This window comes from Metabacillus indicus LMG 22858, assembly GCF_000708755.2.
In the GTDB taxonomy this organism is placed as follows: Bacteria; Bacillota; Bacilli; order Bacillales; family Bacillaceae; genus Bacillus_P; species Bacillus_P indicus.
Genome location: NZ_JGVU02000003.1, coordinates 1 through 15108, shown reverse-complemented (window position 1 = coordinate 15108; position 15108 = coordinate 1). Strand labels below are relative to the sequence as shown.

Here is a 15108-nt window from a genome sequence, read left to right as displayed (position 1 = left end):
AAAACCCTGCAGCCTCATGGACTGCAGGGTTCACCTTGCCGTTATTCCTTAAAATCCTCAATGAGCTGATCACTGAGCAAAGCAAATTCTTCGATAGAGAGTGTTTCTCCCCGTCTTCTGCCGTCGATGCCGGCCTTCTCAAGAGCCTCTTCAATGACACCCTTCTTTTCTTTTCCGTTTTGGAGGGAGTGCTGCAAATTGTTGAGCAGGGTTTTTCTCCTTTGAGCAAAGCTTCCTCTGACCACTTTAAAGAAAAACGACTCATCTTTCACCGTTACTTTCGCTTCGTTTCGGAGCAGAAGCCTGATGATGGCCGAGTCCACGTTCGGCTGCGGCATGAAGACTGTTCTTGGGACTGTCATGACGGTTTTGGCCTCTGTGTAGTACTGCACTGCTATAGAAAGCGATCCGTAGTCTTTAGAAGACGGAGACGCCTCAATTCTGTCTGCAACCTCTTTTTGGAGCATAACAACGATTCCTTTTAAAGGAAGCTGATCTTCAAGCAGCTTCATAATGATCGGAGTCGTCACGTAGTAAGGCAGATTGGCAACGACCATGACTTCCTTGCAGTCTTTAAACTGATCATTCATGACCGCTTTGACATCAGCCTGCAGGACATCCTGGTGAATGACTGAAACGTTATCATAAGGAGACAGAGTATCCTCTAAAATCGGGATCAGCCGCTGGTCAATCTCAAAGGCAACAACTTTCTTGGCCCGCTTTGCCAGCTGTTCTGTCAGTGCCCCTATTCCGGGGCCAATTTCAATAACACCCGTTTCTTCCGTTACCCCTGCATGGTCAACAATTCTTGTCAGGACATTCGGATCGATCAGAAAGTTCTGCCCAAGACTCTTTTTAAATGAAAAGCCGTACTTTTCTAAAATGGCCTTCGTGCGGACCGGTGTTGCAATATCTTTAATCATTCTGCTGCTCCTCCCGAACAATCTCCTCAATAGCTTGTGCAAAAGCTTCTCTTGTTATCTTGAACATATGAAGTCTTTTTTCAAGCTGCTTGCCGTTTGTGTAACCTATTTTCAAAAGCACGCCAAGTCTTTCTCTCCGGTCCTTTGCTTTTGGACCTCCGATTAGACCCGCTGTGAGCAAATCGCTTTTAAGAATGACAGGATCAGTATCCGCCATTTCTTCTTTAACATCCTTCAGAGCGTTCCTGATGGCCTCTTTTGAAGCATGCTCTACGCCTATGCCCCTGCCGTTTTTCGGACGTGCATCCGGCTTTGCCAAAAAGGCATGCTTGCAGCCGGGAACCTGTTCGGCAACCAGCTTGCGGATTTTTTCACCAGGAAAGTCAGGGTCTGTAAAAATAATAACTCCCCGCGTCTCCTGTGCAAGACGGATCTGCTCAATGACCGCATCTCCGACCGCAGAGCCGTTCGTCTCAATTGTGTCGGCGTCAACAGACCGTTTGATGGCCGTCGTATCGTCTCTGCCTTCCACTACAATAATTTCTTTGATTTTCATATTTTCCTCCAAAAAAGGTGAAACTTTTATGAGTAGTCAAACGTCTAATTTATAAATAGCGCTTTGTGCTTCGCTGTCCGGTTAAAACGTAATTGTACCCCATTCAAACACAAAAAGACAGAGGGACTTACATCCCCCTGCCGTCATATAATCAGTTCAGTACTCTTATTTTAACGGTCTTTCTTCCCCAGCGATAGGCTGCTCCCTTGTCAGAGAAGAATACATCAATCTTTTTCCCTTTAATTGCGCCGCCTGTATCAGAGGCAACGGCATACCCGTAGCCTTCAACATACACTTTTGTGCCAAGCGGAATCACGCTCGGATCAACAGCAATAACCTTGGCGTTTGGATTTGCTCTCAAATCCACGCCTGTAGCCGTTGTACCTGAACATCCATTGCAGTGTGCTGTGTATGCGGTTGATGTTACATAAAACTCCTTGGATACAGAATCATTAGACCTTGACACTGTTTCCGGTTTGCTTGCAGCCGGTTTAGGCGCAGCTTTTGTGCCAAGTGCCACTACACGATCCTGACTTTCTTTTACAGTCTCTTCTTTGATCAGCTTTCTAGACACTTCTTTTCCATTTTCAAGCATAACTTCAAAATGTTTCGCAACTTTGCCTTCTGAACCAGGTTTAATAACTTCCTGTTTTCCTTTAGGAATGTCTTGGTCATTCTTTGTTACAACTGAAAACGCAACTGGTTCTTCCACTACATCGGTGACTTTTTCTACGCGTGTGACGATTACGGCATCATTTGCACTCAATGTTTCATGAATTTGGGGTTCAACCTTATCAAGTTCATTTACCTGTACTTTTTGGTCTTTCAAAAAGTCAGCGACAGTAGTCGAAGTTGACCATACTTGTTGTTTTTTATCTCCAACTGTTAGTGTAATCTGTATGGCTTTCTCAATGTTGAGCTTAAGATTATCTGAGATCTTTGTATCTTTTGAAGCATTCATCTTATCGTGCTTGGTAATCTTTATTTTCTGTTCCTTCAAAAATTCTTCTACGGTTTTGGCTGTTGTCCTTATTGTCCTTTTCTCATCATCCACAGTTACGTGTACAGGTTTCGAAGCCTCATAAACAACGTTCAGGTTGTTTTTGATTTCAGCATCGCCTTCCGGTGATACATTATCTTCTTTTTTTCTATCTATGTTCAAATCTTGGAGTAATTCATCTACTGTACGTGCATGTGTCCTGAGCTTCTCGCTTTTGCCGTTCATCGTGACAGTTACGGTGTTCTTCGTCGCTTCAAATGTAGCGAACGCGGTACCCGTAGCTAAAACGACTAAACTGACAATTGCGAGGACAATCTTGTTCATGCTTAGTCTTTCGGATAACAGCTTTTTCATAAGATTTATCACTATGAAAAACGCCTCCTTCTCCTCCGAGGATTATATAGAGTAACGATCTTGCTGTCAACCCTCACCCACTTTTTTCATTTTTTTCTAATCGTAAACACTATTATGCTAAAAAAAGATCAAAAAGTGAAGAATTTCTTGTCGACAAATATATCCTATGAGGAAAAGAAGACAGGTAGAACTTCATATTTCTATTGAGTTTTTGGACAGGCTCCCGCAAAAAATGACAAAATCTCTTAGCGAGAAATGCCGAAAATTCTTTTTGCATTGTCGGACGTTTGTTTTACAAAATCCGCGTAATCCATGCCGCGAAGCTCCGCAATCTGCTCCGCTACATACTTTACATAGCTTGGTTCATTTCGTTTTCCTCTGAACGGATGAGGTGTCAAATAAGGACAATCCGTTTCAATTAAAAGTCTTTCCATTGGAATTTCAGCTGCGACCTCTTTTGGCTTTTTGGCATTTTTAAAAGTGACAGGCCCGCCGAATGAAATGTAGAAATTCATCTCCATGCACTGTCTTGCCACTTCAAGGCTTCCTGTAAAGCAGTGCATGATCCCGCCTACTTCGCTCGCCCCTTCTTCCTGAAGAATCTCCACCACATCTGCTGTTGCATCCCTGTTATGGATAATAATCGGCAGATTTACTTCCTTTGCGAGGGCAATCTGCTTTCTGAATACCTCTTTTTGAACATCCTTTGGTGATTTGTCCCAATAATAGTCAAGGCCCATTTCCCCTATAGCAACTACTTTAGGATGAGACGCAAGCTCTTTAATCCATTCTAAATCTGCATCCGTCATATCAATCGCATCAACTGGATGCCAGCCGACTGCTGCATAAATAAAGTCGTATGCTTCAGCAAGTTCAATCGCTTTTGTAATCGTTTCTGTATCAAAGCCAACGACAACAGTATGGGTCACGCCTTCATGGAGCGCCCTTTCAATCACTTCTTCAAGGTCATCCTGATACTGGATGGCGTTCAAGTGTGCATGTGTATCAAATAACATCTTTCGACATCCTTTCGCCACGATTTGAAACAGAAAAAAAGAGGCGTTATCCCCGATTGTTACACGTGAAACACCTCTTTTTTTCTCTTTTTTATTTAATAATTGTACCATTCGGGAGACTTGAATCGACAGTAGCAAGCGACAAGTTTCCTTCTCCGCCGCCTGCAAGGATCATTCCTTGTGACAGCTCTCCGCGAAGCTTAACCGGTTTAAGATTTGTAATGCAGATGACTTTCTTCCCTAAAAGCTGGTCAGGCTGATAGCTTTTGGCAATCCCTGATACTACTTGTCTTTTTTCTGAGCCAAGATCAAGCTGCAGCTTGAGCAGACGGTCTGCTTTTTTTACAGGTTCTGCATGGATGACTTCAGCAACACGCATTTCAACCTTCATAAACTCATCAAACGTAATTTCCGGTGCTGTTTCTGCTTTTTCTTCTTTCTTAGCTTCTTCAGCTGGTGCAGGAGCCGTACCCTGCATCTGTTCTTTAATGTAGGCAACCTCTTCTTCAACCTCTAAACGGGGGAAGATTGGAACTCCTTTGGCAACCTTTACCTGAGGGATGCTGCCGAATGAGGACAGGCTGTCCCATTCCTTCAGGGAAGCATCCGAAATGCCAAGCTGTTCGAACATCTTTTCAGGTGTTTTGGTCAAAAACGGCTTCAGCAGAATGGCAGAGATGCGGAGCGACTCAGCTAAATGCACCATCACCGAACCTAATTTGCCGCGGTTTTCCTCGTCTTTTGCAAGAACCCATGGCTGTGTTTCATCAATGTATTTATTTGTTCTGCTGATAAATTGCCATAGTGCATTAAGAGCAATCGAGAATTCCATCTTTTCCATCGCTTCTTCATACTTCTTGATCGTTTCCCCGCTGAATGCAGCAAGCGTACCGTCAAATTCTGTTTGCTCACCCGTGTAGGCAGGAATTTCGCCGTCAAAGTATTTCTGAATCATGGCAACCGTTCTGTTCAGCAGGTTCCCCAAGTCATTGGCAAGGTCATAGTTCACTCTTTCAATAAATCCTTCCGGAGTGAAAACACCGTCAGAGCCAAAAGGCACTTCTCTCAGCAGATAGTAGCGGAGAGCATCGAGGCCATAGCGGTCAATAAGCGTGACCGGATCCACAACATTGCCTTTTGATTTGGACATTTTACCGTCTTTCATCAGCAGCCAGCCGTGTGCGAACACTTTCTTTGGCAGAGGCAAATCAAGAGCCATCAGCATGATCGGCCAGTAAATCGTATGAAAGCGGACAATTTCCTTGCCGACGAGGTGCACATCCGCCGGCCAGTATTTCCGGTACTTTTCATCATTTTCAGTGCCGTATCCAAGAGCTGTTATATAGTTGGAAAGAGCGTCAATCCATACATAAATGACGTGCTTCGGATCACCTGGAACCTTTACTCCCCAGTCAAATGTCGTACGGGAAACAGCAAGATCCTCAAGGCCGGGCTTAATGAAATTGTTGATCATTTCGTTTTTGCGTGATTCAGGCTGAATGAATTCCGGGTTTTCTTCGTAGTACGCAAGAAGACGGTCGGCATATTTGCTCATTTTAAAGAAATAGGACTCTTCCTTTACTTTTTCAACAGGCCTTCCGCAATCAGGACAGTTGCCGTTTTCAAGCTGTCGTTCTGTAAAGAAGGACTCACACGGCGTACAGTACCATCCTTCGTATTGATCAAGATAGATATCGCCCTGCTCAAGCAGCTGTGCAAATACTTTCTCTACTATTTCTTTATGGCGGTCCTGAGTCGTACGGATAAAATCGTCGTAAGAAATGTCGAGCTTGCTCCACAGATCTTTAATTCCGCTGACAATGTCATCGACATACTTTTGCGGAGTGACGCCGATTTCTTCTGCTTTCCGCTGAATTTTCTGTCCGTGCTCATCTGTTCCTGTCAGATACATGACGTCGAATCCGCGCATGCGTTTATAGCGGGCCATTGCATCTCCGGCAACGGTTGTATATGCATGTCCAATATGTAGCTTTCCGCTTGGATAATAAATAGGTGTTGTAAGGTAGAACGATTTTCTCTGATCTTCCATCGGTTTCCCTCCCGGTAATGGTGACTGTCTCTAGGATAGAGATAAGAAAAGCGCAGGCGTCTGTTGCCGGCAATGCGCATCTATATATTCTTATTTCTGGAAAAAGCCCCCGCCCAATGGACGAGAGCGATTATCCTCAATAGATTTCCAATCGAATTATACTCTTTATGATACCATCTTAGCCTTTAATATCAAGAAAATATACCTTCTATGGACAAAAAAACAAAGACCCCCATGAATAGTATGAGTGGCATATTTATGCCAAATGTTTCCTGATGAATAATTTTTGTTGATTCTTGTCGAACAATCGTTATAATATAGTTAACATTATTTTGAATTAATACTATTCTATGTATAATTATATATTCCCTTTTATGCGTTTATTTTCCTTTTTTGACGGGTATATATCTTAATACCGCTAAGGCTGTAGGGGTTCACGAAAATTTCACTTATTTTCGCAGCCTATTGAATAGTTTCTGATTGACGTTTATTGGAAACACTGTTATGCTTATGAGGATGAAGATTTTGTCGAATTATGACGAAGTTTAAGAAAAAACACATATAGAACCTTTATTATTGGGAGGAGAACAAATATGAAATCTACAGGTATTGTACGTAAAGTTGACGAGCTTGGCCGAGTGGTAATTCCGATCGAATTGCGCCGTACACTTGGAATTGCTGAAAAAGACGCTCTTGAAATCTATGTGGATGATGAAAGAATTATCCTTAAAAAATATAAACCAAACATGACTTGCGCTGTAACTGGCGAAGTATCTGACGATAACTTCACTCTTGGCAACGGAAAATTAGTCCTGAGCCGCGAAGGTGCAGAGCAGATCCTTAAAGAAATCCAAAGCAACTTAGTGAAATAATGACGAAAGACCTGGCGGAAATCCGCCAGGTCTTTTTTTATCCTATTCAACGTGATAAGACTGATACACATCTCTCTTCGGAACATTCCGCTCCTTTGAAACCTGTTTGATGGCCTCTTTCGATGACATTCCTTCGTTCACATAATGCGCAACATGCTCTTCAAGCGACAATGAATCCCACCACTCATCTTCTGCAGGGATGTTGTTTACATCCTGTCCTTCCACAATCAGACAGAACTCTCCGCGGATCTGGTTTTCCTCAGCCCACTTCACAGCTTCAGGTATTGTTCCTCTGATGAATTCTTCGAATCGTTTTGTGAGCTCTCTTGAAAGACAGATACGGCGTTCTCCCAGAATCTCCGCCATTGCTGCAAGTGTTTCTTTCAGCCTGTGCGGAGATTCATAAAAAATCATGGTTTCGGTCCGGTTTGCTAGAGCTTCCAGCTGTTTTTTCTTTTCTTTTTTCTGCCTGTCCAGAAAACCGAAAAAGTAAAAGGGCTGGGGAGTTATGCCTGATGCTACTAGTGCTGTAAGTGCTGCATTTGCACCAGGAAGAGGGATAACCTTTCCGCCTTCAGCAAGAATATCCTCCACAAGCTTGCTTCCAGGGTCCGAGATAATCGGCATGCCCGCATCGCTGACAAGCGCTACATTTTTCCCCTGTTTCATCAGTTCCAGGATTTTAAAGCCGCTTGATTCTTTATTATGTTCATGATAGCTGATCAGCTGTGTGCCAATCTCAAAATGATTGCAGAGCTTTTTAGACTCCCGTGTGTCCTCTGCAGCAATCACATCCACTTCTTTCAAAATGGAAACGGCGCGGAAGGTCATATCCTCCAGATTGCCGATCGGCGTTGGCACAAGGTAGAGCGAGCCCCACTCTGTGTCTCTGTTAAAGCTTTTCTGTTCCTGCATTTCCATCATCCTCTCCCTGCCAGAAATCCCAAGCTGCAAAGCGTTCAGGATCAGCGAGAAACTCTTCCTTCTTTTTCCTCGTCAGCTGTTTAAAAGCATATTCCGCCCTCATTGCCGGTCTTTTTGAGGAGAATTGCTTAGCGTACAGAAGCTTTACAGGGCCTCTCGCCCGTGTATACTTGGCACCCTTTCCGGCATTATGCTTTTCAAGGCGGGCGGCAAGATCATTCGTATAGCCTGCATAGTAACTGCCGTCCCTGCACTGGAGCACATAGAAAAAATGAGTGCTAGTGCTTTCCATACAGGATTTCTTTCACTTCATCTGTATATTCATTGTTCTGATCATAAACAAAAAGCGGAGGAAGAATTTTCAGATCTGGCTGCCCGCCTTTAATTCCTTCTATCAGTAGGGTATTTGCCTCTTTTCCCTGCTTAGGATAAACGAGCTGAATCCGTTTCGGCTCGATTTTGTATTTTTTCATAAGCTCCGTAATTTCAAGCAGTCTTCCCGGCCGGTGAACAAAGGCGATCTTTGCCCCCATTCGGGCAAGCTTGCTGGTTGCACAAATAACATCCTCAAGCGTGCAGAGAATTTCATGCCGCGCAATCGCTAAATGCTCATTCTGATTTTGTTCATCCTTTTTCGGTGTTTTAAAATATGGAGGGTTGCACGTGATCACATCAAACTTCCCGTGGCCAAGTACGTCAGGCATATCCTTTAAATCACCGTGAATCATCTTGATTTGATTTTGGAGGTTGTTATAGGCAATGCTTTTTTCAGCCATTTGAAATAGCCGCTCCTGAATTTCAACTCCAGTAATGTCTGCCTTAGATCTTGTCGAAAGCAGCAGCGGAATTACCGCGTTCCCGGAGCATAAATCAAGCACTTTCCCTTTTTGAATCGGCATATAAGCAAATTTGGAAAGAAGAACCGCATCTAAACTGAAGGCAAATACAGACGGACTCTGGACAATCCTCAAATCCTCAGCCAGAAGGTAATCCAAACGCTCATCTCCTGTTAAATCGACCATCGTAAAATCCTTTCTTTCTATAAATATGGACAAAATTTAATGTTTCAGACCTTAAAAAAAGCTTTCCCCTCGCAGGAAAGCCCGGTTATTTCTTATTAAGAAAGGAAAGACAGAACAAACAGTCTCCGTCTTTGCGGACACTTCCATAGTGAACATTGCATATATGGAAACCTTCCTGATAGAGACGGGCAAGATTATCATAGCCCTCTCCAATGTCCACAATCTTTGAATCCATTCCCTGTTTATCTGTATGCTGTTTCATCTGCTTCTTTTGATCTGCTGCAGCTGCTGTTGCATTCAGGCGTCTGCGGAGGTTATCATTTTCAATCTGAAGATGATGATTCTCCTCAAGCAGGCCGCCAAGGTGATGCTTCAGCTCTCCAAGCTGTCTGTACAGGGAACCGATTTGTTCTTCCATGCTGCTTACAGATTCAAAGATTTCTTTTTTATCCACTTGTTCCACCTCATCAATCTGTGGATTTCATTGGAACAGCGCCTTCTTTCATTAATTCTTCCCAAGTAAATTCAACCACGCGGTCTTTTTCTGAAAGTTCAACCTGCAAAACCCGTTCCAATATATTTAACCCGACTACTTTTCCTGTTCCTATCGGCGTGCCGATTGACTCACCGATATCAGGAAGCTGTTCTTTGGCAGATTCATATTCGTCATTTTCATATTTCAGGCAGCACATAAGCCTTCCGCACAAGCCGGAGATTTTTGTTGGATTGAGTGAAAGGTTCTGATCTTTTGCCATCTTAATGGAAACCGGTTCAAAATCTCCAAGGAACGTGGAGCAGCAAAGCATTCTGCCGCAGGGTCCGATGCCTCCAAGCATCTTCGCCTCATCCCTGACGCCAATCTGGCGGAGTTCAATGCGCGTTTTGAAAATAGCCGCAAGATCTTTTACAAGCTCCCTGAAGTCGACGCGGCCGTCTGCTGTGAAATAAAAAATAACCTTGTTCCGGTCAAATGTATACTCAACATCTACAAGCTTCATATCAAGCCGGTGCTCTGTCACTTTATGCTGACAGACCTCATACGCCTCTTTAGCTGCATGATGGTTTTCATCTACGATCAAGCGGTCTTTTGCATCAGCCACCCTCAGCACTTTTTTCAGAGGAAGAACGATGTCATTCTCTCCAACCTGCTTTTTATGAATGACGACTTTGCCGAACTCGACGCCTCTTACTGTTTCGACAATCACAAAATCTTCGTTTTCTATTTGAAGCCCATTAGGGTCGAAATAATATATTTTACCCGCTTTTTTAAAGCGGACACCCACTACATCGTACAATTCTATCCCTCCTGCAAAGATAAAACCAATTGCTCCATCAGTAATTGTGGACTCACATTCATCTGGAGTCTTTTTTTTGCTTCTAAAATAGAAGTGATTTTTTCAAGGATCTTTTGTCTGGATACTTGAATGGCATGCTGTTCTAACTGTGGAAGCAGATCTTGATAGATAACATGATCTGTATTGCCTATTTGGATGGAAAGAATGTCTTTATATACATATAAAAGCAAGTCAAAAGCCATGTCCTGCTGTTCTTTTTCAGCGAAAAAAGGCACCCATTGCGTTTGAACCTGGACGAACGCCTGTCCATTTCGCTTAAAGATCACTTCATACAATTTTATCACTACAAGTCTGGCCTGTGCAAACCAATCATCTCGACTTAATTCGAGCGCTTTTTCAGAACTGTTGGTCATTCTTGCAGCGAGTCTTGCATAATTAGCAGGCACATCCTGCTTTAGCAGCTCTTTTTCAATGGCTGAAACGGGAAGAGGCATGAAAGTCAGCGTCTGGCATCTTGAGAGAATAGTGTTCAGCATTTGATGCACTTGTTCGGTCAAAAGAATGGCCATCGTGTCTGCGTTTGGCTCCTCCAGGAATTTAAGCAGGCTGTTTGCGGCATTTGCCGTCATTTTATCAGCGTGGGAGATGATATACAGCTTTTTGTGTGATTCTACCCCTGTTTTTGTAAACTCTTCCTGAAGGCTTTGAATCTGCCATTTTTTTATCGAAAGTCCGTCCGGCTCCACCAGATGCAGATCTGGATGGTTTCCTGAATGGATGCGCTTGCAGTTTCTGCATGTCTCACACGGCTTATGTCCGTCCGGTTTTTCACAAAAATAGCTTCTGGCGAGAAGAAGACTGACTTCCTTTTTCCCGGTCCCTTTTTTCCCTTCAAAAAGGTACGCGTGAGCAAGGCGGTTCTTCTCAAAGCTGTTTCCAAGAAGTTTAAGGACTCTGGGCTGGTACTCTTCTAAATCATTCCACGTGCTCATCGTCATTTCTATCACTCTTTACGTATAAAGGTTCATTAAAAGGCCTTTAATTTCGCCTATTTTTGCCAGTATGTCAATGGAGGACTGCTCCTCTTGAAGCAAAGCCTCTGTCAGCTCAATCAGCTGCCGGTCAATTTCCAATACGGTTATATGATTTCTGCTGCTGCCGGTGAAGTCAAAACTTGAGGACTGTTTCAGCTGCAGTCCGTATTCTACAGCTTCTTTCATCATCCGCTTTACAAGGGATTTGTACCGCGCAAGGTCCCTCATATTACGGGACTTGGCCACACGGCGGCCGGCTTCCTCCACACTTGCAAGCATTCCGTTCAGCTGATGCAGATGCAGCTTCGTCTCCTGTTTTTGCACAAGTTCGGAAAACGGCCGGCTTGCACCGGATGGCGAAGGGCCTGCATTTCGTTTATCCGGCGCTGTGCGGAGCTCCTGATTAATTTTCATATCGTCACCTTAAAAATGGTGAAATTGTTCAATCGGAAGAACAAACACAGTCGCTCCGCCGACCTCTACTTCAACAGGATAAGGGACATAGGAATCCGCATTTCCTCCCATTGGAGAGACGGGTGCCACCAGCTGTTCTCTAGACTGGCAATTTTCCCTGATGACAGACAATGCCTTCTCAACCCGGGCATCTTCTGTCCCAATCATGAACGTTGTGTTTCCGGATTTTAAGAAACCGCCTGTTGATGCAAGCTTTGTCGCTCTGAAATTATGTTCAACCAATGCACTCGACAGCTTATTGCTGTCCTGGTCCTGTACAACCGCAATGATCATTTTCATCATTATATGCCTCCTTATAGTTTAACAGCTATCTTTCTATAAAGCATTGTTTCATTTATGGTAATTGTATTCCCATTATATCAGCGTTCACTTTAAATAAGGAATTAAAACTTCCATTACGTCCCGGCACACATCTTCAAGACTCTGATCGGCGTTGATCACTTTGATCCGGTCCGGAAATCTTTCTATCGTTTGTTTATACCCTTCCTGAACTTTCTCATGAAAATCCATCTTTTCAAGATCAAGCCGGTTCACTTCACGGCCGTCATTGCCGCTGATCCTCATCAAACCGCGTTCAGGAGCGATATCAAAATAAATCGTGAGGTCAGGCATGACCCCGTCGATGGCAAACAGATTGATGGAATATACCTCTTCTGTGCCAATCCCGCGCGCATATCCCTGATAAGCAAGAGAACTGTCAATAAAACGGTCGCAAATGATCAGCTTTCCTTCATTTAATGCCGGAATGACTTTTTCGACCATATGCTGTCTTCTGGCTGCTGCATAAAGCAGCGCTTCTGTTCTGGCATCCATTTCCGTATTTTCTTTATTTAAAATCACTTCACGGATTTGTTCGGCAATCCGGATTCCCCCGGGTTCTCTTGTGAAAACAGCCTGGATGCCTTTTTGTTCAAACTCCTCACGGATCTTTTGCAGAACAGTCGTTTTCCCTGCACCCTCCGGCCCTTCAAATGTAATAAACGTCCCTTTCAATACAATCACCTTTTCTGTATATAAACAGCAAGCTGTCCGTCTTTCAGTGCCTGTCCGCCCTGAAAGCGCGCTTTGCATGCCAATAATGTTCTGATCTGCCTAACATGCTCCTCCGTAATGACTTCCCCTTCCATTAAAAGAGGAATACCCGGCGGATACGGTATAACAGCCTCTCCGCTTAAATGCCCGGCTGCATCCTTAAATAATACGGCTTCTTTACTATACCCATTTAATTCCCCGTACGATAGGGGAAGCATACTGATTTTTTGATTTTCTTCCTTATATAATAAAGGCTCAAATGGAATACTGCCCTCACCGCTATTATCAGAAGAAAAGAGGAATGAATCTGCCTGATTGCTGCTGAGGGGCAAAACAAGGAGAACATTTTGGATATCTGCAAGCTCAGTGAAGACTCCCTGTTTTTCAAGGCGGCGCTGAAGCTCAAACCCTGAAAGCCCGGCTGCAGACCTGATTGCCAGTTTTAAAGGATCGATGATTGCACGTTTATCTGTTGTCGTGACAATTTCAACCTCCTTGTTCGCCTCCACGCTCTTTTTAAAGACATCGACAGCGCGCAGGATTGCATCCGCCTCTTTTGACAAAATGAGATTCTCTATATACTCTCTGGCCAAATCAAGCGAAGCCATAATGGGATAAGAAGGACTGCTGCTTTGAAAAACAGACAGATAGTAAGACAGACGCTCTCGATCAATTAGCCCGCCATTCACATGGAGGAATGAACCCATTGTCATTGCAGGAAGCGTTTTATGCGCGGACTGAACAACAGCATCAGCCCCTGCTTTAATTGAAGAAGCAGGGAATGGCAGACCGGGAACAAAATGAGCGCCATGAGCTTCATCCACAAGAACAGGAATTCCTTCACTGTGAGCAAGTTCCACCGCTCCTCTGAGGTCTGCAGTGATACCGTAGTAATTCGGATTTGTCAAAATGAGTGCCTTTGCCTCAGGGTACCTCCTTACGGCTTCTGAAACCGTCTCAATCTCCACGTAAGAAGGAACACCGTACGCTTCATCCATCTTAGGGGAAAGGAATACCGGCTTTGCACCGGAGAGCCTGATGGCATGAATGATCGACTTATGGCTGTTGCGCTGAACCAAAACAGGCTTTCCCGGCTCACAGCACGCCATGATCATCGCCAAATTCCCGGAAGTTGACCCGTTAACAAGGAAAAATGTTTCATCTGCCTGATACAGCTCAGCAGCCAGCCTCTGCGCCTCCAATATAGGGCCGCTTGGATCATGAAGGTCATCAAGTCCCGTGATCTCCGTTGCATCAAGCCTGAGAACGCTCCTGAAATCTCCTGCAGCCTCCTCCGGAAAAACCTTTCCATACTTATGCCCCGGCACATGAAACGAAACCGGATTTTGAAGCTCATGCTTCTTTAATGCTTCATACAGTGGTGCTGCCATCTAACCAAACCGTCCTTTATTATGTCTTATGGCCATTATATCAATAGAAGCCCGCCAAAAAAAGCGCAAGCGCCGGAGCCAGTTCTGACAGACTTGTCCGGCGGATTCGTCCCGGCTGTATGGCGGACGCTTGCACCAGAGAACTAAACATATACTTCTTTTCGCATAAAACAAAGAAAGCCGCCTGTAACGGCAGCTTAAGAATAGAGCGGCGGTGTTTTCACTCTCCGCAGTTTATCAACGTAATAGGCGTACTTGGGATCTTCCGTTTCTGTCTGAATCATATCAGTCTCGCAATCTGTACAAACAAAACTTGTATAGAGATGAATTCCCTTCGCCTTTTCTGTATCGCATATAATACACGTTTCCCCAGCCGGTTTCTTCACATCTTCCGAATTCACTGTACTCCACCTCCATACAAGCAGTTTTGCCACAGATCCACTGTTGTATACAAAATTTCGAATACTCATTCCCTCTCCCATTGTATGCCGGTGAGCCCAAATCGTGTATGTCTATATAAAATAACCGGGCTGCAGGGAGAGGCGTTCATTTTTTATAGATCATGCAGGGTCTACTTGCTTTCATTTTGGCTTTTGCTTACCCTCCGTTATCGATTTACGGTTTTAGAGGGTACGATTCGGGCGGTTTCTTACCCTCGGATGTCATTTTTTCGGCTTTGCTGGGTAGGATTTGGGACTTTGCTTACCCTCTGATGTCATTTTATCGGTTTTGGTGGGTAGGATTCAGGCTTCTGTTTACCCTCTGATATCGTTTTTTCGGCTTTGCTGGGTAGGATTCAGGCTTTTGCTTACCCTCTGATATCGATTTACAGTTTGGGAGGGTACGATTCGGGCGTTTGCTTACCCTCTGATATCGTTTTACGGTTTTGGAGGGTACGATTCGAGCGTTTGCTTACCCTCTGATATCGTTTTACAGTTTCACAGGGTACGATTCCCCATTTGTTTGCACTAATTAATCCTGCATTCCTTCAGAACAACAAAAAAGACAGCATCTCTGCTGTCCTTTTTTCTGCGTGCCTGGCAACGTCCTACTCTCACAGGGGGAAACCCCCAACTACCATCGGCGCTAAAGAGCTTAACTTCCGTGTTCGGCATGGGAACGGGTGTGACCTCTTTGCCATCATCACCAGACAATATGCAATTGG

At 44.2% G+C, this 15108-nt stretch carries 17 protein-coding genes and 1 rRNA gene; 1 reads left to right on the top strand and 17 read right to left on the bottom strand.

The window, feature by feature from the left end; genetic code table 11:
* Positions 1–41: 41 nt before the first annotated feature.
* The 5 genes from rsmA to metG all read right to left on the bottom strand — a co-directional run bounded on the left by rsmA (position 42) and on the right by metG (position 5899).
* Complete coding sequence (rsmA, locus tag AZ46_RS12335; protein ID WP_029286043.1) at positions 42–923, bottom strand: 16S rRNA (adenine(1518)-N(6)/adenine(1519)-N(6))-dimethyltransferase RsmA; 882 nt, start codon at positions 921–923, stop codon at positions 42–44.
* On the bottom strand, positions 916–1479 hold the full coding sequence (gene rnmV, locus AZ46_RS12330) for a ribonuclease M5 (protein WP_029286041.1): 564 nt from the start codon (positions 1477–1479) through the stop codon (positions 916–918). The genes rsmA and rnmV overlap by 8 nt, the downstream gene beginning before the upstream one ends.
* Before the next feature lie 151 nt (positions 1480–1630).
* A complete protein-coding gene (locus AZ46_RS12325) occupies positions 1631–2833 on the bottom strand; it encodes a G5 and 3D domain-containing protein (RefSeq protein WP_029286039.1) in 1203 nt (400 codons plus the stop codon).
* 245 nt (positions 2834–3078) lie between these two features.
* The gene (locus AZ46_RS12320) at positions 3079–3849 is read right to left on the bottom strand and encodes a TatD family hydrolase (RefSeq protein ID WP_029286037.1); all 771 of its coding nucleotides are present in this window, start codon (positions 3847–3849) and stop codon (positions 3079–3081) included.
* A gap of 91 nt (positions 3850–3940) precedes the next feature.
* Positions 3941–5899 carry a methionine--tRNA ligase gene (gene metG / locus AZ46_RS12315; RefSeq protein WP_029286035.1) on the bottom strand — a complete coding sequence of 653 codons (1959 nt, stop codon included), beginning with the start codon at positions 5897–5899 and terminating at the stop codon, positions 3941–3943.
* A 593-nt stretch (positions 5900–6492) separates the two neighbouring features.
* On the opposite strand from metG, the gene AZ46_RS12310 reads away from it, so the two are divergent.
* Complete coding sequence (locus AZ46_RS12310) at positions 6493–6771, top strand: AbrB/MazE/SpoVT family DNA-binding domain-containing protein (protein WP_029286033.1); 279 nt, start codon at positions 6493–6495, stop codon at positions 6769–6771.
* Between the two features lie 42 nt (positions 6772–6813).
* Here the strand turns inward: AZ46_RS12310 and rsmI are convergent, their stop codons facing one another.
* From rsmI to rrf, 12 genes are all read right to left on the bottom strand, one after another.
* Positions 6814–7692, bottom strand: a complete 879-nt coding sequence (gene rsmI / locus AZ46_RS12305) for a 16S rRNA (cytidine(1402)-2'-O)-methyltransferase (RefSeq protein WP_029286031.1) — start codon at positions 7690–7692, stop codon at positions 6814–6816.
* Positions 7664–7987, bottom strand: coding sequence for a GIY-YIG nuclease family protein (locus AZ46_RS12300; protein WP_051865531.1), 324 nt, complete (start codon positions 7985–7987; stop codon positions 7664–7666). The genes rsmI and AZ46_RS12300 overlap by 29 nt, the downstream gene beginning before the upstream one ends.
* Entirely contained in the window at positions 7974–8717 is a 744-nt protein-coding gene (locus tag AZ46_RS12295; protein WP_029286027.1) for a tRNA1(Val) (adenine(37)-N6)-methyltransferase, read from the bottom strand. The genes AZ46_RS12300 and AZ46_RS12295 overlap by 14 nt, the downstream gene beginning before the upstream one ends.
* Before the next feature lie 85 nt (positions 8718–8802).
* Positions 8803–9171 (bottom strand): DNA replication initiation control protein YabA, encoded by a 369-nt coding sequence (gene yabA / locus AZ46_RS12290; protein ID WP_029286025.1) that lies wholly within the window; start codon positions 9169–9171, stop codon positions 8803–8805.
* 13 nt (positions 9172–9184) lie between these two features.
* Positions 9185–10012, bottom strand: a complete 828-nt coding sequence (gene ricT, locus AZ46_RS12285; protein WP_029286024.1) for a competence/sporulation regulator complex protein RicT — start codon at positions 10010–10012, stop codon at positions 9185–9187.
* A 2-nt stretch (positions 10013–10014) separates the two neighbouring features.
* Positions 10015–11004: a DNA polymerase III subunit delta' gene (gene holB / locus AZ46_RS12280; protein WP_406818056.1), complete on the bottom strand. Its 990-nt coding sequence runs from the start codon at positions 11002–11004 to the stop codon at positions 10015–10017.
* An 18-nt stretch (positions 11005–11022) separates the two neighbouring features.
* On the bottom strand, positions 11023–11460 hold the full coding sequence (locus AZ46_RS12275; RefSeq protein ID WP_029286020.1) for a YaaR family protein: 438 nt from the start codon (positions 11458–11460) through the stop codon (positions 11023–11025).
* A 9-nt stretch (positions 11461–11469) separates the two neighbouring features.
* Positions 11470–11799 carry a cyclic-di-AMP receptor gene (locus AZ46_RS12270; protein ID WP_029286018.1) on the bottom strand — a complete coding sequence of 110 codons (330 nt, stop codon included), beginning with the start codon at positions 11797–11799 and terminating at the stop codon, positions 11470–11472.
* Positions 11800–11886: 87 nt separating this feature from the next.
* Complete coding sequence (gene tmk, locus AZ46_RS12265; protein WP_029286016.1) at positions 11887–12513, bottom strand: dTMP kinase; 627 nt, start codon at positions 12511–12513, stop codon at positions 11887–11889.
* Positions 12514–12518: 5 nt separating this feature from the next.
* Positions 12519–13943: an aminotransferase class I/II-fold pyridoxal phosphate-dependent enzyme gene (locus tag AZ46_RS12260; RefSeq protein ID WP_029286015.1), complete on the bottom strand. Its 1425-nt coding sequence runs from the start codon at positions 13941–13943 to the stop codon at positions 12519–12521.
* Between the two features lie 197 nt (positions 13944–14140).
* Entirely contained in the window at positions 14141–14344 is a 204-nt protein-coding gene (locus AZ46_RS12255; protein WP_029286013.1) for a sigma factor G inhibitor Gin, read from the bottom strand.
* Between the two features lie 634 nt (positions 14345–14978).
* Positions 14979–15094, bottom strand: a 5S ribosomal RNA gene (rrf, locus tag AZ46_RS12250).
* Positions 15095–15108 lie beyond the last annotated feature (14 nt).